This is a genomic window from Herbaspirillum sp. WGmk3, from assembly GCF_023952535.1.
In the GTDB taxonomy this organism is placed as follows: Bacteria; Pseudomonadota; Gammaproteobacteria; order Burkholderiales; family Burkholderiaceae_D; genus Herbaspirillum; species Herbaspirillum huttiense.
In genome coordinates this window covers 824546-844939 of the sequence record NZ_JAKYWT010000002.1, presented here as the reverse complement: position 1 = coordinate 844939, position 20394 = coordinate 824546, and the positions used below count along the sequence as shown (strand labels likewise).

General features: G+C 63.5%; 18 protein-coding genes. 14 read left to right on the top strand and 4 right to left on the bottom strand.

Translation table 11 applies throughout. From position 1 onward, the window contains the following. The first annotated feature begins 150 nt into the window (after positions 1-150). The 9 genes from glp to MKD49_RS09610 all read left to right on the top strand — a co-directional run bounded on the left by glp (position 151) and on the right by MKD49_RS09610 (position 8325). Positions 151-1440 carry a gephyrin-like molybdotransferase Glp gene (glp, locus tag MKD49_RS09650; protein ID WP_252696170.1) on the top strand — a complete coding sequence of 430 codons (1290 nt, stop codon included), beginning with the start codon at positions 151-153 and terminating at the stop codon, positions 1438-1440. A 16-nt stretch (positions 1441-1456) separates the two neighbouring features. Continuing rightward, a complete protein-coding gene (locus MKD49_RS09645; RefSeq protein WP_121039812.1) occupies positions 1457-2299 on the top strand; it encodes a DUF817 domain-containing protein in 843 nt (280 codons plus the stop codon). A gap of 28 nt (positions 2300-2327) precedes the next feature. Beyond that, the gene (gene moaD / locus MKD49_RS09640) at positions 2328-2585 is read left to right on the top strand and encodes a molybdopterin converting factor subunit 1 (protein WP_121039815.1); all 258 of its coding nucleotides are present in this window, start codon (positions 2328-2330) and stop codon (positions 2583-2585) included. Between the two features lies 1 nt (position 2586). Further along, a complete protein-coding gene (locus MKD49_RS09635; RefSeq protein ID WP_252696169.1) occupies positions 2587-3240 on the top strand; it encodes a methyltransferase domain-containing protein in 654 nt (217 codons plus the stop codon). Positions 3241-3370: 130 nt separating this feature from the next. Continuing rightward, positions 3371-4741 (top strand): gluconate:H+ symporter, encoded by a 1371-nt coding sequence (locus MKD49_RS09630; protein ID WP_039788393.1) that lies wholly within the window; start codon positions 3371-3373, stop codon positions 4739-4741. 67 nt (positions 4742-4808) lie between these two features. Continuing rightward, on the top strand, positions 4809-5261 hold the full coding sequence (gene moaE / locus MKD49_RS09625; RefSeq protein ID WP_121039821.1) for a molybdopterin synthase catalytic subunit MoaE: 453 nt from the start codon (positions 4809-4811) through the stop codon (positions 5259-5261). Positions 5262-5325: 64 nt separating this feature from the next. Next, positions 5326-6672: an Nramp family divalent metal transporter gene (locus MKD49_RS09620; protein ID WP_252696168.1), complete on the top strand. Its 1347-nt coding sequence runs from the start codon at positions 5326-5328 to the stop codon at positions 6670-6672. 75 nt (positions 6673-6747) lie between these two features. Continuing rightward, positions 6748-8037: a type II toxin-antitoxin system HipA family toxin gene (locus MKD49_RS09615; protein WP_252696167.1), complete on the top strand. Its 1290-nt coding sequence runs from the start codon at positions 6748-6750 to the stop codon at positions 8035-8037. Next, positions 8038-8325, top strand: a complete 288-nt coding sequence (locus MKD49_RS09610) for a helix-turn-helix transcriptional regulator (protein ID WP_008328257.1) — start codon at positions 8038-8040, stop codon at positions 8323-8325. A gap of 53 nt (positions 8326-8378) precedes the next feature. On the opposite strand, the gene MKD49_RS09605 is transcribed toward MKD49_RS09610, so the two are convergent. From MKD49_RS09605 to MKD49_RS09590, 4 genes are all read right to left on the bottom strand, one after another. Then, positions 8379-9353, bottom strand: coding sequence for an HlyD family secretion protein (locus tag MKD49_RS09605; protein WP_121039833.1), 975 nt, complete (start codon positions 9351-9353; stop codon positions 8379-8381). Between the two features lie 67 nt (positions 9354-9420). Continuing rightward, a complete protein-coding gene (locus MKD49_RS09600; RefSeq protein WP_088753796.1) occupies positions 9421-9621 on the bottom strand; it encodes a DUF1656 domain-containing protein in 201 nt (66 codons plus the stop codon). Then, complete coding sequence (locus tag MKD49_RS09595; RefSeq protein WP_252696166.1) at positions 9611-11815, bottom strand: FUSC family protein; 2205 nt, start codon at positions 11813-11815, stop codon at positions 9611-9613. The genes MKD49_RS09600 and MKD49_RS09595 overlap by 11 nt, the downstream gene beginning before the upstream one ends. Continuing rightward, positions 11812-13275, bottom strand: a complete 1464-nt coding sequence (locus MKD49_RS09590) for an efflux transporter outer membrane subunit (RefSeq protein WP_252696165.1) — start codon at positions 13273-13275, stop codon at positions 11812-11814. Before MKD49_RS09590 ends, MKD49_RS09595 begins: the two co-directional genes overlap by 4 nt. 210 nt (positions 13276-13485) lie before the next feature. On the opposite strand from MKD49_RS09590, the gene MKD49_RS09585 reads away from it, so the two are divergent. From MKD49_RS09585 to rraA, 5 genes are all read left to right on the top strand, one after another. Then, on the top strand, positions 13486-14466 hold the full coding sequence (locus MKD49_RS09585) for a LysR family transcriptional regulator (RefSeq protein ID WP_252696164.1): 981 nt from the start codon (positions 13486-13488) through the stop codon (positions 14464-14466). A gap of 18 nt (positions 14467-14484) precedes the next feature. Continuing rightward, a complete protein-coding gene (crcB, locus tag MKD49_RS09580) occupies positions 14485-14859 on the top strand; it encodes a fluoride efflux transporter CrcB (RefSeq protein ID WP_039788378.1) in 375 nt (124 codons plus the stop codon). 105 nt (positions 14860-14964) lie between these two features. Next, a complete protein-coding gene (clpB, locus tag MKD49_RS09575) occupies positions 14965-17553 on the top strand; it encodes an ATP-dependent chaperone ClpB (protein WP_121039845.1) in 2589 nt (862 codons plus the stop codon). A 473-nt stretch (positions 17554-18026) separates the two neighbouring features. Next, positions 18027-19775 carry a diguanylate cyclase gene (locus tag MKD49_RS09570; protein WP_204725400.1) on the top strand — a complete coding sequence of 583 codons (1749 nt, stop codon included), beginning with the start codon at positions 18027-18029 and terminating at the stop codon, positions 19773-19775. Between the two features lie 49 nt (positions 19776-19824). Continuing rightward, complete coding sequence (gene rraA, locus MKD49_RS09565) at positions 19825-20325, top strand: ribonuclease E activity regulator RraA (RefSeq protein WP_121039851.1); 501 nt, start codon at positions 19825-19827, stop codon at positions 20323-20325. The last annotated feature ends 69 nt before the right edge of the window (positions 20326-20394 follow it).

Sequence of the window (20394 nt, the reverse complement as noted above, 5' to 3'; positions counted from 1 at the left end):
TCTCTACGCCGTCCGCGCCATTGGCCCGGACGGCGTTTTTCATGGAGCGCGTACGGGCGGCGATTGCATTAGAATGTCGGGTCGCTGTATCGACCAGAAAACAACGCTTCACCCTTGTCCCGAACTTCGATCTTCTCCGTCAGGCCTGCCATGTCCTCCACGCCCGTTCCTTCCGCAGCCCCCTCATCCGACAAGCCGGCCCGCCCGCCCATGCAAAGCGTCAGCCAGGCGCTCGATACCTTGTTGTCGGCCGCCGTGCCGGTGGTGGAGAGCGAGACCGTCGATACGCTGGAGGCGTGCGGACGCGTGCTGGCAGCGCCGGTGACGGCTTCCATCGACGTGCCCGGCATGGACAATTCGCAGATGGATGGCTACGCCGTGCGGGCGGCGGATTGCGCATCGGGCCAAGCGCGCCTGCGCGTATCGCAGCGCATTCCGGCGGGCCACGTGGGCCAGCCGCTGGAACCGGGGACGGCGGCGCGCATCTTTACCGGTGCGATGATGCCGCAAGGGGCCGACGCCGTCGTCATGCAGGAAGCCTGCGAGACCGAGGGTGAGCACGTGGTGATCCGCCATGTCCCCAAGAGCGGTGAATGGGTGCGCCTGATCGGTGAAGACATCCGCCAGAGCAGCACTATCCTCGCCGCCGGTACCCGGCTGCGCCCGCAGGAACTGGGGCTGGCGGCTTCCATCGGACAGGCGCAGCTGCAGGTGCTGCGGCCGATACGCGTGGCGGTGTTCTTCACGGGCGATGAACTGACCATGCCCGGCCAGCCGCTGAAACCGGGCGGCATCTACAACTCCAATCGCTTTCTGCTGCGCGGCCTGTTGCAGAAACTGGGCTGCCAGGTCAGTGACTTCGGTATCGTGCCCGACAGTCTGGAGGCGACCCGCCAGACCCTGCGCGAGGCCGCGCGCGAGCACGATCTCATCATCACCAGCGGCGGCGTCTCGGTGGGGGAAGAGGACCATGTGAAGCCTGCTGTCGAAGCCGAGGGCCGCATCAACATGTGGCAGATCGCCATGAAGCCTGGCAAGCCGCTGGCCTTCGGCCAGGTGCGCCGCGGGCCAGGGGCGGAAGAACAGGGAAGTGAAGCTTTCTTCCTGGGGTTGCCGGGCAATCCGGTGTCGTCCTTCGTCACCTTCCTGCTCTTCGTGAGGCCCTTCATCCTGCGCCTGCAAGGGCTGCCGCGCGAGGCCGTGTTGCCGCAACCGGTGGCCATGCGCGCCGACTTCGACTGGCCACGTGCCGACCGCCGCCAGGAATTCCTGCGCGTGCGCCGCAATGCGCAGGGCGGACTGGATCTGTTCCCCAGCCAAGGGTCGGCAGTGCTGACCTCGACTGCCTGGGCCGATGGCCTGATCGACAATCCGCCGGGGCAGATCATCGCCGCCGGCGACACGGTGCAGTTCCTGGCCTTCGATCATCTGCTGAACTGAACGCGGCGCAACAGCGATGAGACTGGCGGAGATCGATCAGTACCTGAGCAGCAGCATTCCCAGCGAAGCCACCGGCTGGCGGCGCTTCGTGCTGGAGTTCCTCATGTTCGGCCTCAAGGAGGCGCGTTGCTGCCTCTTTGCGGGGCTGTTCTTTGCGGCCGTGTTCCTGATGCCGCGCGCCGGTCTGTTCGGCATTCCGCGCTATGACGCCTTGCTGCTCTTCGCCTTGCTGGTACAGGTCTGGATGGTGTCGACCCGCATCGAGACCATCGCCGAACTCAAGGCCATCAGCGTCTTCCACGTCGTCGGTTTTGCACTGGAGGTATTCAAGACCTCAGGGGCGATCCAGTCGTGGAGCTATCCTGACTTTGCCTATACCAAGCTGTTCGGGGTGCCGCTGTTCTCCGGCTTCATGTATGCCGCCGTGGGCAGCTACATCATCCAGGCCTGGCGGCTGTTCGACCTGCGCATCCAGCATCATCCGCCTTACTGGATGGCGACCCTGATCGCCTTGCTGATTTACGTCAACTTCTTCACCCATCACTACATCGGTGACTACCGCTGGTACTTGGCAGCCTGCGCGCTGGGCCTGTATGCACGTTCCACGGTGCTGTTCCGTCCGCTGGACCGTGATCGCAAGATGCCGCTGCTGCTGGCGTTCCTGCTGATCGGGTTCTTCATCTGGCTGGCCGAGAACATCAGCACCTTCTTCGGCATCTGGCGCTACCCCAACCAGATGGGGGCCTGGTCCACCGTGCACCTGGGCAAGTGGAGCGCCTGGTCGCTGTTGGTCATGATGACCTTTACCATCGTGGTGCATCTCAAGCATATCCGCAGCAAGATTCATATCGCCCACTAAGGGCCTGCTGTCACCCTCAAGGAAATCCATGAAAATCGAACTTCGTTTCTTCGCCAGCGTGCGCGAAGCCCTGCAGACCTCGCAGGAAATCATCGAGCTGCCGGACAGCGTCAAGACCGTCGGCGACGTGCGTGCCTTCCTGATGGGCCGTGGCGGCATCTGGGCCGAAGTGCTCGGCCCCGAAAAGAATTTGCGCATGGCCTACGACCATGAAATGACGGAGGCCGATACCGAGGTCGTCGACGGCGGCGAAGTGGCCTTCTTCCCGCCCGTCACCGGAGGCTGAGGTGAGCACCCGCCGCGATCCCGTAGCCGGCACCATTGCGCACTATAGCAGCCACGCCGAGAGCTTCCGCGAAGGGACCTGGGATCATGACGTCAGCCAGAACATGGCAGCCCTGCTGGACGCACTGCACGCCAGGGCGGGAGCCGCCGGGCAGGGACCGTTCACGATCCTGGATGTCGGCTGTGGTCCGGGGCGCGACCTGATCGAATTCACCCGGCGCGGCCATGTGGCGGTGGGTTTGGACGGCACCGCCGAATTCGTCGCGATGGCACGTGCGGCCAGCGGCTGTGAAGTCCTGCACCAGGACTTCCTGCAACTGGATCTGCCGGTGGCGCGCTTCGACGGCATCTTTGCCAATGCCTCGCTGTTCCATGTGCCGGCAGTGCATTTGCCGCGCGTGCTGGGGCAGTTGCATGCCAGCCTGAAGCCGGGCGGCATCCTCTTCAGTTCCAATCCTCGCGGCAATGATCTGGAAGGCTGGAGCGGTCCGCGTTATGGCGTCTGGCATAGCCTGGAAGGCTGGCGTCGCTACTTGCAGCCAGCAGGTTTCATTGAATTGCGGCATTATTACCGCCCTGACGGTTTGCCACGAGAGCAGCAACCGTGGCTGGCCAGCGTCTGGCAAAAGACGCAAGACCCGCATCCAGCGGGCTGAGATCGAACATTCGGAATCCCGATTCTTTGGGAGGAGACCAGGCCTGCGCCAAACAGGTCTGCGGAGGGGTGCAAAAGACATCGTTCAATGAAGCGATGCGCATTCATCCACACCTGTAGAAGGATCTATCTTGATTTCGACCCATCTGGCCGCCTGGGCGGCCCAGGACACGCAGTTGCTGCTGGTGACGCTGGCGGCACTGGTCACCATCGTGGTGCTGATCAGTTTCCTGTCCATCGCACCTTTCCTGTCCATCCTCATCGGTACCTTCGTGGCCGGCATCGGTGCCGGCCTGCCGCTGGAAGACATTGCCAAAGCCTTCAGCAAAGGGGCCGGCAGCCTGCTCGGCGAAGCCGGCATCATCATCGCCCTGGGGGCCATGCTGGGCGCGCTCATGGCCGAATCGGGCGCAGCTGACCGCATCGTCAATACCCTGCTGCGCTATGCGCGCGGCAGCATCATTCCCTGGATGATGGCGCTGGTGGCGCTGGTGGTTGGCCTCCCGCTGTTCTTCGAAGTGGGGCTGGTGATGATGGCACCGATCATCTTCGTGATGGCACGCCGTTCCGAACTGCCCATCATGCGCGTGGCCATTCCCGCACTGGCCGGCATGACTACATTGCACGCGCTGCTGCCGCCGCATCCGGGCCCGCTGATCGCCGTGTCCGCGCTGCACGCCGACCTGGGCACGACCATGCTGCTGGGCTTCATCGTGGCCATCCCTGCGGTGATCATCGCCGGTCCCCTGTACGGCAACTTCATCGCGCCGCGCCTGAACCTGGCTGAACCGGACCAGATCGGCAAACTGTTCAGCGCCCGTGAAGGCCAGTCGCAGCCCAGCTTCCTGGTGGCGCTGGTGACCATCCTGCTGCCGGTGGTGCTGATGCTGGGCCGCACCGTGGCGCGCATCTGGGTCACGCCCAAGACCGAGCTGTTTGAAATGCTCAATTTCTTCGGCGAACCCATCATCGCGCTGACCGTGACGGTGCTGTTTGCGGTGGTGGTACTGGGCTGGGGGCAGGGCAGCAGCCGCTTTGAAGTTGGTGCCACGCTGCGCCGCGCCTTGCCGCCCATCGCCGGTCTGTTGCTGACCATCGGTGCGGGTGGCGGACTGAAGCAGACCCTGCTGTCGGCCGGTATCAGCGACACCATCACCAAGATCGCCGATGGCACCCACATGCCGTTGATCTTGCTGGCCTGGATCATTGCCGTGGCGCTGCGCCAGGCCACCGGTTCGGCCACTGTCGCAACGACTGCTACGGCCGGTATCGTGGCGCCGCTGGTGGCGGGCCTCTCTGCCACCCACAACTCGCTCATGGCACTGGCCATCGGTGCCGGCTCGGTGTTCTTCTGTCACGTCAATGACGCCGGCTTCTGGATGGTCAAGGAATACTTCGGCCTGAACCTGAAGCAGACCCTGGCCACCTGGTCGGTGATCCAGACCCTGGTCTCGGTGATCGGGCTGGGCATGACGCTGCTGCTGTGGGGACTCCTGGTGTAATACCGCTGCACTCGCGGGCGGGCTGGCGCTGGTAAAATCGCAGCCTGCATTCATTTCCTGTTGAACCATGCCCGTCCGCGTCCAGACTGCCGATTTCGATCTCTCCACTGAAGTGGCGCAGTTGCGCCTGGCCAATCCGCGCGTGGGCGCGGTGGTCAGTTTCGTGGGCACCGTGCGCGATCTCAACGATGGCGCAGCTGTCTCGGAGATGGAGCTGGAACATTATCCGGCCATGACCGAGCGGGCCCTGGAGCAGATCGTGGAACAAGCCAAGGCACGCTGGCCCATCTTCGATGCGCTGGTGATCCATCGCGTCGGCCCGATGCAGCCGCGCGAGCAGATCGTGCTGGTGGCGGTGACTTCACCGCATCGGGGCGAAGCCTTTGCCGCCTGCGAATTCATCATGGATTACCTCAAGACCCAGGCCCCGTTCTGGAAGAAAGAGCAAACACCCGACGGTGCCCGCTGGGTCGATGCCCGCGAAAGCGACGACACGGCGCTGGCCAAGTGGGCGCAATAAGTCAGCATCGCCCGGGACACTGATCCCGGCGACGCCATCAACGGCACACAGGGGGATTTTCGTCTTGCCATTCACTTTCCGCTTTCCCCGCATCCCGGGTTTGCCCACGACGGCCACGGCACCGTTCTGTCCTTCCGAAGTGGCCGGTACCGTCAACGTGCCGCGTGGTGCTTCTGTTTGGCAGAAGCTGCGCATCTACGTCGGCCCCGGGCTGCTAGTGTCGATCGGCTATATGGATCCGGGCAACTGGGCCACGTCCATCCAGGCGGGTTCACAGTTCGGTTATCAGCTGCTGTTCGTTGTAATGCTCTCCAGCCTGGCTGCCATCGTGCTGCAATGCCTGTGCGCGCGGCTGGGCATCGCTACCGGCAAGGATCTGGCGGTGCATTCGCGCGAGCACTATCCGCCCGCCGTGGGCAAGGGCATGTGGGTGCTGGCCGAACTCTCCATCATCGCCTGCGACCTAGCCGAGGTGCTGGGCTGCGCGCTGGCCTTCAACCTGCTGCTGGGGGTGTCGTTGCCGGTGGGCGTGCTGCTGACCGCGCTGGATACGCTGATCGTGCTGGGCTTGAAGGGCAGGGGATTCCGCCAGGTCGAAGCCATCATCCTGGGCCTGGTCATCACCATCGCCGCCTGCCTGCTGGCGCAACTGGCCTTCGTCAAGGCGGACTGGCACGAGGTAATGCAGGGCTTCGTCCCCTCGCTGCAGGTCATTTCCAGCCGCGAGCCCCTGTACCTGGCCATCGGCATCATCGGGGCCACGGTGATGCCGCACAATCTCTACCTGCATTCCTCCATCGTCCAGACCCGCAGCGTGCAGCGCGATCCGGCATCGCTGCTGGAGGCGGTGCGCTATACGCGGGTCGATACCACGGTGTCGCTCCTGATCGCCATGGTCATCAACGCCACCATCCTGATCCTCGCGGCTTCGGCCTTCCACAAGAGCGGCAATACGCAGGTTGCCGAGCTCGATCAGGCCTACCACCTGCTGGACCCGATTACCGGCTCGGCCATGGCGGCCATTCTGTTTGGGGTAGGCTTGTTCGCCTCCGGACAGAGTTCGACCTTCACCGGCACCATCGCCGGACAGGTCATCATGGAAGGCTTCCTCAAACTGAAGATTCCCTGCTGGCAGCGCCGCGTCATCACCCGCGCGCTGGCCCTGGTACCGGCGCTGATCGGCGTGCTCACGCTGGGGCCACATTCGGTAGGCAAGCTGCTGGTCGCCAGCCAGGTGGTGCTGTCGCTGCAGCTGCCCTTCGCCATGTATCCGCTGATCCGCCTCACCAGCCGCCGCGATCTGATGGGCGACCTGGTCAACCGCTGGTGGGTGAGCGCATTGGCCTGGCTGCTCTTCGTGACCATTTCGGCGGCCAATGTGTGGCTGGTGTGGCAGGTGTTTGCCGAGTAGTACAAGCTCATTTGCACATCAAAATATCATGATTGAGCTGGATTTTCAGGTTAATGATGATAGTATGGTGTGTATATGAAGACTTCCTGCACACTTCAAGTTCATATCGACGGGGCCTGGCGGCAGGCCGGTGCGTTGTCGTTGACTGCGCCGGTCGAGCTGGGCATGGCGGCCTCGACTTACTTCAGCTATGACGCCGTGCACGCCATCGATTACATGGGCAGGCGCGATGCTGCGGCCTTGTCGGTGAACGTGCCGGTGGGGTTGGAGAGCCTGAGCGAAGCGCGCTGGCCAGCTTGCCTGATCGATCTGCTGCCGCAAGGTTATGGCCGTGGCGAGCTGTTGCGCCAGCTGGGGCTGGATGAACGCGCCGAAGCCAGCGCCGACTGGCCGCTGCTGTGTGCGGGCGCGGGCAACCCCATCGGCAACCTGCGCGTGCAGGAAGCCTGGGAGTGGGCGCAGGCGCGCAGCGGACCGCAACTGCGCGGCTTTGCGATGGACGACATCGCTGCACGCTCCGAAGACTTCAATGAATACCTCGCCCAGCATGGCCTGTTCCTGGCGGGCTCGTCGGGGGTACAGGGCGAGTGGCCCAAGATCCTGCTCACCCGTGCCCGCGATGGCCTGTTCTACCTCGACCACGCCTTGCCCGATGAGCAGGCCGAGCGCCATTACATCGTCAAGTTCGGACGCGGGCCCGACCCGGATCTGGCCGACATCCTGCGTCTGGAGGCCCCCTACATGCAGCTGGCAATGCACTTGGGCCTGAAGGTCCACGGCGCGCTGCAACTGCAAGGCAAGGCCTTGTTCATCCCCCGTTTTGACCGCGAAGTGCGCGGGACCGAAGTCGTACGCCACGCACAGGAAAGCATTGCTTCCCTGTGCGGCGTGACGGGCTTTGCGGCCATCCCGTCACACAATGTTGTCTGCGCCAGGCTGGGTGAAGTCGCTACCGATCCGCTGCCCGAGATCATCGAATATCTGAAGCGCGATATCGCCAACATCGTCCTGCGCAACAAGGACAATCACGCCCGCAATACCGCCATCCGGCGCGATGCACAAGGGCGGATCAGCCTGACGCCGCTGTTCGACTTCGCCCCGATGTGGCTGCATCCGGATGGTATTGCACGGCGCATGCGCTGGGAACGCGACGATGGTGGCTCACCGCAGTGGGCCAGCGTCATTACGCAGGCCTGCGAAGCCGCGCAGATCGAACAGGAACCGGTCAGATCGGCCTTGCGCGAGATGGCGTCGCCGCTGGCGGACCTGCTGCCATATGGCAGCAGCCTGGGTATCGAAAGCACCTTCCTCGACCCGCTGGCCGCCACCGTGGACCAGGTACGGGCACAGCTGGAGGCGCTCTGAATGGACAAACGCTTCAAGCCCCTTAGCGCCATCGAGCAGATGGAAGAGCGCCGCGCACTCTTCGATGAACTGGCTGCCGATCCCACGTTGCCGGTGCCGGCCGTGGTCCGCAAGATCCGCACCACCTTGCGTCTGACCATCGCCGAATATGCCAAGGTGTGCGGCGTATCGGCCCGCACCCTGCAGGACATCGAACGGGGTGAGTCCAGTCCCACCCTGGCCACGGCGGACAAGCTGCTCAAGCCGGTAGGCATGTGCGTCGGTGCCGTCATGCGCAAGCGTCCATAAAAAAAGCGACCTGTCGCCAGGTCGCGTCATCGTTTCATCTCACTGCAACGTCATCAATTCTTTGCCATCGCCTGCTGCTTGCCGCTGCCCGGCTCCAGCACCACCGTGCAGGTCAGCCCCGAGGCCAGCAAGACGTTTTCCGGCACCTTGTCCAGGTGGATGCGCACCGGGATGCGCTGGGCCAGGCGTACCCAGTTGAAGGTCGGGTTGACGTCGGCCGTCAGTTCGCGGCTCTGCGGGTTGTCGCGGTCATAGATGCCGCGGGCGATGCTGTCCACGTGGCCTTCCATGGATGCGCCGTTGATCAGCTGGATCTTGGCGCGGTCGCCGATGGACAGGAGTGGCAGCTTGGTTTCTTCGAAATAGGCATAGACCCAGAAGGAGTGACTGTCGATCACCGCGATCTTGGCTGCACCGGCGGCCGCATAGTCGCCCCGGCGCACGCTCAGGTTGGTGATGTAGCCATCCACGGGCGAGAAGACCTTGGTACGTTCCAGGTTCAGCTTGGCCGTATCCCGCTGCGACAACGCGGCCTGGTATTGCGCCTGCGCTCCCTGGAATTGGGCCTGGGCAGCTTCCAGCTGGGCTTGCGAGGCGGTGACCTGGCTGCCGGCATCTTCACGGGCTTCGCGCGAGACCACCAGCGCATCCACGTCGGCACGGCGGCGGGCTTGCGCACGGCGCATGTTCAGGTCGGCGCGGCGCGCTTCCACTTCCGCCTTGCGTACGTCCAGATCGGCCTTGCGCGCCGTGACGGCAGCCTCCGCCTGCTGCAGAGCCAGCGTGTAGCGGGCCGGGTCGATTTCCATCAGCAGGTCGCCTTTCTTGACCAGCTGGTTGTCGCGCACCGGCAAGGCCACTACCTGCCCCGAGACATCGGGGGCGATATTGACCACGTCGGCGCGCACGCGGCCGTCACGGGTCCAGGGGGAATGCATGTAGTGCTGCCACAGGCTCCAGGCCAGCAGGATGGCCAGCAGGAAGATGGCCGTGGTGATGAGAACGCGGAAGATCGATTTGACCGGCATGATGAACTACTCCTGATTGTTTCTTTATCTTTTCGTAAGGGATGAGTACGCAAGGAAGTCCGGTGCGCTAGCGATACACCGCCAGCCCCAGCAAGGCCGCCAGGCAGACGAACAGGCTGACCCGGAACAAGGCGGGGTGCCAGGTCAGCTCGTAGAAGCCGAAGCGCACCAGCACGCGGTCGGCCAGCATGGCCAGCACGGCGGCTACCACCGCCAGAAGCAGGACGGTCGGAATATAGGCGTCGAAGAAGGAAATCTCACGTGGCATGGCGGGCTCCCGTTGTGTTGTTCTGGCCCCCGGCGCGCATGGTGTGCAGCGGTGATTGCTCGTCCAGCAGGGCGGTACGGATGAAATGCAGGTAACTCAAGGTGCGCTGCAGGCGATGGCGTTCGCTGCGTTCGCGGTAATGCGGACCGATGGCGGCCTGGACTTCGGCGATGGTGGCATCGTTGGCTGCCAGCGCCGCCGACAGTGTGGCCGCCGAGGGCTGTGCAAACAGCGCCGGAATGGCTTCACGCAGACGGTTCAGGGCCGCATGGGCAGAGGCTGGCAGCAGGTCCGGGGCCTCCGAGCGGATGCCCTGCAGCTCGTTGCGCAATTCGATGATGGCGTGGCCCACTTCCAGCGTGGCAAACATCCAGCCCAGCGCCTTCTGACGTAGCAGGGGACGGCTGCTGGTGAACATGGTGATCTGGTGCATCAGGTCGCGGGTACCGCTCTCGAACTTCAAGGCCAGATGCGCCAGCTTGCCGAAACAGGCATCGACCACCTGCTTGCGCAACTGCTTTTCCAGCACGCGCACGGTCCAGTCGGTGGTCGGCGGCAAGAGCAGCATGAAGGCCACGGCTGTGACGATCAGCGATACCACCAGCGCCACGGATTCGTTCAGATAACCGGCCGCATTGAAGTGCGCAAAATTGTCCGGCACCGCCAGGAAGGGGAAGAAAATGCAGATCCCCAGGCCATAACCTGCATAAGCGGGTCGGGTGGTCAGGTAGACGGCCAGCATCAGCACCGGCATCAGCGCGCTGGCCAGCATCCAGTAGCCATCCAGGCGCGGCAGGATATGGAAGGTGTAGAAGTAGCCGGCTACCGCAGCAAACAGCACGCCAATGGCCACCGTGCGGGTCGCCTTGGCCGGATCGGGCGCGGCCGAGGTGATGGCACAGAAGGCAGCGGCATTGAGCACGGCCACATCGCCGCTGGGCCAGCCGCTGACGATCCAGAACGCGGCCAGGGCCAGCATCACGATGGCGGCGCGGGCACCGGCAATCAAGGCAGTAGTCATGCTGGTCTTGGGGGCATAGGAATGCTCCCATTGCTCGCGCTCGTGGTGGCGCTGGGTCAACGAGGCATAGGTCAGCGTGTAGGCGTGCAGTTCCTCGATGACGCGATAAAGCAGTTCGGACGCCGTATCGAAGTCCAGCATGGCGCTGTCGCTCTGGCACTGCTCGGACAGCGTATGGCGCGTGGCCCGCACGCGGCGCGGCAGTTCCCGCTTGTAGGCATCCAGCTTCAGGGCCGCATCGGCGGCATCCAGTGCGCTCATGACCGGCTCGCCGCTGGCGCGGGTGAGCAGGGGCTGCACTTCGCGGTAGTAGGGGGAAATGGCCTCGATCACCACCCGGGCACTCGGCGCCGGGTTGGCATGCAGCCGGTTCATCAGCTGGTGCAGCGCATGCACGCGGGTCGACAAGGCCATGAACTCGCTGTTCATGCGGGAGAGGCGGCCACTGCGCAGGCGCACTTCGGGGTCCTCGAAGATGGCCGAGCTGCGCATGGCTTCCAGGCCGATGATGTCGCCCACGAAGCGGGCATTGGTGGCTTCGAGCTGCTTGCGGTCGGCGGTGCCGCCCAAGGTGGCACTGACCATGTCGACGAAGGCGGTGAAGCGGCCGCGGATGATGCGCACCAGTCCGGGGGCGCTGGCCTGCGGGAATACCAATGCGCTGACCAGGCCGACGCAGACGATGCCGACCATGATCTCGCTGACCCGCGTCATCACCGAATCGAAAGTGACGGCCGGGTGCAGGGCCGAGGGCAAGCCGATCAGCGCCACCGTATAGCCGGAGAGCACGAAGCCATAGGAACGAAAATTGCGGTTATGGGCCGAGCCCACGGTACAGAGCCCGATCCACAGTGCCGAGGCCAGCAGGAACAGTTCCGGGGTCTGGGCAAACAAGCCGACGAAGACCACCACGGCGGCTGAACCGACCAGCGTACCGATGACGCGATAGAAGCTCTTGGCCAGGATCATGCCGCTTTGCGGCTGCATGACGATGAACACGGTAATGAGGGCCGAGCGCGGTGATTCCAGATCCAGGCCGTAACCGATGCCCAGCGCCAGCAAGCCGGCGAAGACCATCTTGAAGACATAGACCCAGGTCGGCGCATCGCTGCGCCACCAATCGGTGGCAGCTTCGCGCAACTGGGCTTTGATGGAAAGGGCAGGGGTGTTCATTGTGCCGCCACCTTGGCCGGTGCTTCATCCTCGATGCCGCCGCCCAGTGCGGTCTGCAGGGCCGCAAAGGCCGCCAGGCGCTGTGCCTGCAATTGCTGCACGATCTGTTGCTGGCGCAGCCATTGGGTCTGCGCATGCAGGATGTTGAGATAGTCGGTCAGGCCACGCTGATAGGCGCGGGTGGCGATGTCGACGTTCTTCTGCGCCGCCTGCACCGATTCCTGCGCCTGCTTCTGCTGGCGCGCCACCGACTGCAGGGTCACGACCTGGTCGGAGATGCCTTTCAGGGCTTGCGAGAGCAGGGCGTTGTAGTGTTCCACCTCGATGTCATAGCCGGCACTGGCCGCCCCCAGCTGGCCGCGCAGGCGTCCGCCTTCGAAAATGGGCAGCGAGATCGCCGGACCGTAGGTGGTTTGCAGATTGGGGGCCGAGAGGAACGAGAACAGCCCGCCACCGGCGGCGGCGGGGCCGATGCCGGCCAGCAGGTTGATGTTGGGATAGAAGGCTGCCTTGGCCACCGAAATGCCCTTGGCGGCCGCTTCCACACGCCAGCGGGCGGCGCTGATGTCAGGGCGGCGGCCGACCAGGTTGGCCGGCAGCGCACTAGGCAGGCCGAGCGCGGTCTGCAGTTGCATGGTCGGCCGCGTGATGCCGTCGGCAGCACCGGGGCCGGCACCGAGCAGCGCGGCCAGCTGATTGCGGATCAGGGCAATGTTTTCCTGCAGGGCTTCCATCTGGCGGCGGGTTTCCGGCAGGGGGGATTCGGCCTGGGTGATTTCCAGCTGGGTCCCGAGGCCGCCCTTGAAACGGCGCTGGGCCAGGTCGAGGATCTTCTGTTCTTCCTTGAGCATGGCCTCGGTGTTGTCCAGCAGGCCGTACTGCAGCGCCAGTTGCACGTAGGTGCGCACCACATTGCCTTCCAGCTCGAGCTGGGCGGCACGGGCGTCGGCGGCCACGGCGTGCATTTCATCCTGGGCACGCAGGGTGGTGTTCTTGTTGCGGTCCCACAGGTCGACGTTGTAGGACAGACCCAGGGTCGCGGTGTTGTTCCAGGTCAGCTTGTCGCGGAAGGCCGCGCCGTAATAGACGTTGTCGGACCAATCCTTGCGGCCGACCGACACGTCCAGCTGGGCACTGGGCAATTCACCGGCATGGGCGACGACGGCCATCGACTGCGCCTGGCGCACGCGAGCGGCTGCCACGGCCATGCTGGGGTTGCCGGCGACGGCGCGGGTCACCAGCTGGTTCAGTTGCGCATCGCCATAGGCTTGCCACCAGGCACGCTGCGGCCAGCCCGCTTCGCTGGCGGCCTGGCGGATGGCTTGGCCGGCGTCCAGCGCGGCGACGTCGCGCAGCTGGGCCTGCGGCTGGATGCCGCCCTGGTCGGCACAACCGGCGATTGTCAGCGAAAGCGCAATGACGGTCAGCGCGGGCAGCTTGGAGAAGGCGATACGTGTCATGGAATTACCCAAAAAAATGCAAATATCAGAAGTTGTGTATTCTATTTTGTAATTATTCTCGAAAAAATCCGCTATTTCGCAATTGTTTATATCAGTTACAGCAACAATGATTGCTCAATTCTGGGTAACAATGCTGTCATGGCGCAGTGTGTCCGCAGCGGCAAGTTCGGCCAGACGGACGCCTGCGCTCAGTACAGTGATAGGAAAACGATGGATACCCTGCAAAACATGCGCGTCTTCGCGCGCGTGGTCGAGGCTGGCAGCTTTACTCAGGCGGCCCAGCAGATGAGCCTGACCACTGCCCATGTTTCGCGCGCCGTGGCCGATCTGGAGCGGCATCTGCGCACCCGCCTGTTGAACCGTACCACGCGCCGCATTGCCCTGACCGAAGCGGGAGAGCGATATTTGCTGCGTTGCCAGCAGATCATGGCCTATGTGGACGAAGCCGAGGCCGAGGCCAGCGCGGCCTACGTGAAACCCTCCGGCCGGCTGCGCATTCACGCCATGACCAGCCTGGGCCAGCGCTACGTGATCCCGTCGATCTCGGGCTATCACAAGCGCTATCCGGAGGTGGCGGTGGAGCTGACGCTGGCGCAGCGCATCCCCGACATGCTGGAAGAGGGTTACGACGTCTCCCTGGTGGTGGCGCGCGAGCTGCCCGATTCCGGCCTGATCTACCGGCAGCTGGGCAGTACCTTCAGCATCCTGTGCGCCTCGCCCGCCTATCTCGACAAATACGGACTGCCACAGCATCCGGGCGATCTCCTGAACCACGCCTGTCTGCAACTGGTGAGCCCCATTTCTCCGCTGATCGAATGGGCGCTGGAAGGGCCGGAAGGCCAGACCGTGATCCCGGTCAGGAGCAATTTCCAGGTCAACGTGGCCGAAGCCATGCTGACCGCCGTGCGAGAAGGGATGGGCATCGGCGTGCTGCCCATTTATTCGGCGGTGGACGCGTTGCGCGCTGGCACCATCGTGCGGGTGCTGCCGCAGCACCGGCTGCAGAACATGGGGGTGTATGCGCTGTATCCTTCACGTCAGTACCTGGATGCCAAGATCAGCACCTGGGTCGACTGGATGCACGAAACGGTAGACAAGACCTTGCAGGAAGATCATCAGGCGCTGGAGCGCCTGGGTAGTCTGCGCGAGGAAATGCAGGGCCTGGCCGCACGCGGTGCTACGCTGGCCTGATCAATCGAGGGGAATGCGATGGCATGGCTGGCGGTCGGGATGGGAGCAGCGCTGGGCGCCTGGTTGCGCTGGCGCATCTCCGTTGTATGGAACGTGGACGGGCACTTCGTGCCGCTGGGTACGCTGGCGGCCAACTGGATCGGGGCCGGCGTGATCGGCTTTCTGGTCGCCTATTTCGAGCAGCATCCGGCATTGGCACCGGAATGGCGGCTGTTCGCCGTGACCGGCGTGCTGGGCGGGTTGACCACGTTTTCGACCTTCTCGGCCGAGTCCATGATCCTGCTGCAGCGGGGCGATTACCTGTGGGCCATCGGGCACTCGGGCCTGCATCTGCTTGGCTCTGTCGTGCTTTGCGTTGCCGGGTTTGCAAGCTATCGCGCTTTGGCTGGATGACTACTTTGAGCGACATGATGCAGATCAAAACAGACGGCACGATCATTGCTTGAAAATCGCAGGCGCTGGCCCAACTTTCATCTCATTGAAAAATTGGAGCGAACCATGCGTCTCGACAAACTCACCACCAAATTGCAGGAAGCGCTGGCCGACGCGCAATCCCAGGCAGTCGGCCACGACAATCAATATATCGAACCCGTTCACCTCATCCTGGCACTGCTGAACCAGGATGACGGCGGCGCGCGCTCGCTGCTGCAGCGCGCCGGCGTGAATGTGAACGGTCTTTCCACCGCTTTGCAGGCCGCCGTCAAGCGCCTGCCGCAGGTCTCCGGCAACGGCGGCGAGGTGCAGGTCGGCCGCGAGCTGGTGGCCCTGCTGAACCTGGCCGACAAGGAAGCGCAAAAGCACGGCGACCAGTTCGTCGCCAGCGAAATGGTGCTGCTGGGCCTGGCGGACGACAAGTCCGACGCCGGCCGTGCCGCCCGTGAAAACGGCCTCACCCGCAAGTCGCTGGAAGCGGCCATCAAGGCGGTGCGCGGCGGCGCTTCCGTGTCTTCGCAGCAGGACGAAGGCCAGCGTGAAGCCCTCAAAAAATACACCCTGGACCTGACCGAGCGTGCCCGCGCCGGCAAGCTCGATCCGGTCATCGGCCGCGATGATGAAATCCGCCGCGCCATCCAGGTGCTGCAACGGCGCAGCAAGAACAATCCGGTGCTCATCGGCGAACCCGGCGTGGGCAAGACCGCCATTGTTGAGGGCCTGGCCCAGCGCATCGTCAATGGTGAAGTGCCGGACAGCCTCAAGTCCAAGCGCGTCCTGTCACTGGATATGGCCGCATTGCTGGCCGGTGCCAAGTACCGCGGCGAATTCGAGGAACGCCTGAAGGCCGTCCTGAAGGAAATCGCTCAGGACGAAGGCCAGACCATCGTCTTCATCGATGAGCTGCACACCATGGTCGGTGCCGGCAAGGCCGAAGGGGCCATGGATGCCGGCAACATGCTCAAGCCGGCTCTGGCCCGCGGCGAGCTGCACTGTGTGGGCGCCACCACCTTGGACGAATATCGCCAGTACATCGAGAAGGATGCCGCTCTGGAGCGCCGTTTCCAGAAGATTCTGGTGGATGAGCCCAGCGTGGAAGCCACCATCGCCATCCTGCGCGGCCTGCAGGAAAAGTATGAAGTGCACCACGGCGTGGACATCACCGACCCGGCCATCGTGGCGGCTGCCGAGCTGTCGCATCGCTACATCACCGATCGCTTCCTGCCGGACAAGGCCATCGACCTGATCGACGAAGCCGCTTCCAAGATCAAGATCGAGATCGACTCCAAGCCGGAAGTCATGGACAAGCTCGACCGTCGTCTGATCCAGCTGAAGATCGAACGCGAAGCCGTCAAGCGCGAGAAGGATGAAGCCTCGCAGAAGCGCCTGCAGCTGATCGAGGAAGAAATCGAGAAGCTGGAGCGCGAATACGCCGATCTGGAAGAAATCTGGAAGGCCGAGAAGTCGACTGCGCAGGGCGGCCAGCAGTTGAAGGAAGAAATCGAGAAGGTGCGCCTGCAGATGGAAGAGGCCACCCGCAAGAGCGACTGGCAGAAGGTCTCCGAGCTCAAGTACGGCAAGCTGGCCGAGCTGGAGGCCGCGCTGGAAGTGCAGAACAAGAAGGATGCAGCGGGCGTCAAGGCCGAGAAGCCCAAGCTGGTCCGCACCCAGGTCGGTGCCGAGGAAATCGCCGAGATCGTGGCGCGCGCCACCGGCATCCCGGTCTCGCGCATGATGCAAGGCGAGCGTGAGAAATTGCTGCACATGGAAGACGTGCTGCATGAACGTGTGGTCGGCCAGGACGAAGCCATCGTGGCCGTGTCCGACGCCATCCGCCGTTCGCGTGCCGGTTTGGGCGACCCCAGCAAGCCGTATGGTTCGTTCATGTTCCTGGGCCCGACCGGGGTGGGCAAGACCGAGCTGTGCAAGGCGCTGGCCTCGTATCTCTTCGATACCGAAGAAGCCATGATCCGCATCGACATGAGTGAATTCATGGAGAAGCACTCCGTGGCCCGCCTGATCGGCGCGCCGCCGGGCTATGTCGGCTATGAAGAGGGTGGCTATCTGACCGAAGCCGTGCGCCGCAAGCCCTACAGCGTGATCCTGCTGGATGAAATCGAGAAGGCGCATCCGGATGTCTTCAACGTCCTGCTGCAGGTACTCGACGATGGCCGCATGACCGATGGCCAGGGCCGTACCGTTGACTTCAAGAACACCGTGATCGTGATGACTTCCAACCTGGGTTCACACAAGATCCAGAGCATGGAAGACAGCGATCCGGCCTTGGTGAAGCTGGCGGTGATGGCTGAGGTGCGCACGCACTTCCGCCCGGAATTCATCAACCGGGTGGACGAGATCGTGGTCTTCCACGCGCTGGACGCCAAGAACATCGGTGCCATCGCCAAGATCCAGCTGCGCATCCTGGAACAGCGCCTGGCCAAGCTGGAGATCGGCTTGCAGATCAGCGAGGCTGGTTTGCAGAAGATCGCCGAGGCCGGCTTCGATCCGGTCTACGGGGCGCGTCCGCTCAAGCGTGCCATCCAGCAGGAGATCGAAAACCCGCTGTCCAAGCAGATCCTGGCGGGCAAGTTCGGTCCCAAGGACGTGGTCCACGTAGAGGTGCAGAACGGCCAACTGGCTTTCAGCAAGGGCTGAGGCCCCTGGTCTGCCCGGTCTTGCGGCCGGGCAGACCAGCTCCCTCATGAAAGTGAAGGTCCTGGTATTCAGGGCTGACAAGCGGCGGGACATGTGTTCATGTCCCGCCGTTTTTTCATGAATTTGCGTCAGCAAAAGCGCAAGCAGGCCGGTCTGACTTGCACAGGTGTCCGTAAAAGTTGTAATACATCTACAATAATTGGCGAAATGGCACTTCTCCGCGCCCAGTGCGGCTCTTGGCGAGGTTGACGGGCGTGCTTTATTACGCCGCATCGCAAAAAAACCCTCCCCAAGCGAGGGGGAATGTGATATTTACTTCACTACAAGGGGGACGCGCCTGAACAGACAAGACCGGTGCGCCATCGATAAAAGGAGCAAGCCAGCGTGGCAATGGCCGGGCCGGTTTGCGATGCTGGCAGCAAGGAATTCATGGTCATATCCGTCATTTGGGGTCACGTCAGCAGCAGGGGCGTATGGGGGCGATTCTGAAGCGATCGTCCTTGCAGCGGCTGTTCATCTTGCCGTTCATCTTCTTGATGGTCTGCCTGATGCTGACCATCGGCTGGTTCCTGTACCGGGCGGGCGACGATGCCACCGAGGTACTGGCGCGCAATGCCCTGACCGAAGTGATGGGCCGCGTCAGCCAGGCCATCACGCGCCAGACCATGGGGGCCCGCGAAACCCTCAACGTCATTGCGCCGCCGCCGGTGCCGCCGGCCGAGGCCGGGCAAGCACCCGCTGCGCTGCCTTTCCCCAAAAGCCGCAAGGAGCTGGAAGACCGGCTGTGGCTGGCCAATTCGCTCTTCGATGAGCCCAGCTACGTCTATTTCGGCGGTGCCGATGGCAGTTTCCTGGGAATCAAGCAGGAGCAGCCGCAGGTCTTCATGTACAGCGTGCGCGAGCCGGGACAGAAGAATTTCGTCTACTACCTGCGCGGTCCCGGGACCGAGATGAAACTGACCGCCGTACAGGACTACGAACCGCGCAAGCGGCCCTGGTACCTGCAGGCCGTGCAGCAGGGCCGGGAGACCTGGTCACCGGTCTATGTCGACTACCGCAACAAGGCCATCGTCGGCATCAACCTGTCCAAGCCGATCTTCGCCGAGGATGGCAGCCTGCTCGGTGTGGCCAACAGCAGCATCGGATTGCAGCAGCTGACCGATCTGCTGCGCCAGGTGCCTCTGAGCGCCCAGGGCGTGGCCTTCGTCACGGAGATGAAGGGGGACATGGTCGCCACCTCCCTCGATGAACCCATCTACCAGGCCGGCGAGAACGGTGGCGAACCGCTGCGGCTCAATGCCGGACAGAGCAAGTCGCCGCTGGTGCGGCAGGCTTTCGAAGAAGTGCAGCGCTATCTGGGCACGCACCCGCCCGAGCCGGACAAGCTGATCCTGCTGGGATCGCGCAGCGAAGGCAGCAAGATCGAGGTGGCCTTTCGCCTCTACCGTGATCCCGCCGGACTGGCCTGGCTGTCCATCAGCGCTGCACCGCGCTCGGACTTCCTGGGATCGGTCACCAGCGGCGTCTACCAGACGCTGACGCTGGGCCTGATGGCGGTCTGCCTGACCTTCGTGATCGGTTTCCTGCTGCTGCGCTGGGTGCTGCGCGATATCCGCAAGCTGACCCTGGCCGCCAAGAGTATCGGCAACGGCAGCCCGTTCCCGGCCCTCAACATCGACCGCAATGACGAAATCGGCCAGCTCGCGCAAAGCTTCGTGGAGATGGAGCGCAACCTGCGCACCGACCGGCTCACCAATGTCCTCAATCGCGATTCGCTGATCGCGCAGATCGATTTCCGCCGCCGCAACAGTTCGCAGGCCGTGCCGCTGCACTTTGCCTTGCTCTTCATCGATCTCGACCGGTTCAAGGCAGTCAATGATGAATACGGGCATGACGAGGGCGACAAGGTCCTCATTGCCATCGCCGAGCGCTTGCAGCACAGCCTGCGCCATGATGATTCGGTGGCACGCTTCGGCGGCGACGAGTTCGTGGTCTACCTGCATGGCGTGACCGAGATGGACGTGGCCCGCAGCATCGCCGACAAGATCCGGCACGCCGTCAACAAGCCCATCGCAGGGCGGGATGGCCAGGACTATACGGTCGATGCGTCGGTCGGCGTGTCGCTCTATCCGGACGACGGGCTGGATGTCGAAACCTTGCTGCGGGTCGCCGATTCACGTATGTTCGACCAGAAGCGCCTGCATCGCATCTTGTCAGTGTGATTTGCGTTCAGGTGTCCCCAGACCCACCATCGAACGCCCGGAGAATCCCATGACCCTTGCCAGCTTTGCCACCTGTGACCTGTGCGACGCCAACGAAGACAAGCTGACCGCCGGCACGCTGCACGTGCTGCCGCCCATCTTTGCCTCCTTCGGCCGCAAGCAGGTCTTCGCCGGTCCGGCGCGTACGCTCAAGGTCTTCGAGGACAACGTGCTGGTGCGCAAGGCCCTGGAAACCCCGGGCAATGGCGACGTACTGGTAGTCGACGGCGGCGGCAGCCTGCGTTGCGCCCTGGTCGGCGGCAATCTGGCACAGCTGGCGCAGGACAATGGCTGGGCCGGCATCCTGGTCAATGGCTGCGTGCGCGATGCGGCTGAACTCAATGCCTGCGAGGTCGGCATCCGGGCGCTTGCTACCCATCCGCAGCGCAGCTTCCGCAAGGGGGCAGGGGATGCCGACATCAAGGTCGGCATTGCCGGCGTGGCGGTGCACCCGGGCGACTGGATCTATGCCGATGTGGATGGGGTGCTGGTGTCGCGTACCCGGCTTTGAGCGTTTTCCTTCACCTTCTGTTGCAAGCTCTCAAGCCCCGCCGCGTGCGGGCTTTTGTTTGAGCCCGCA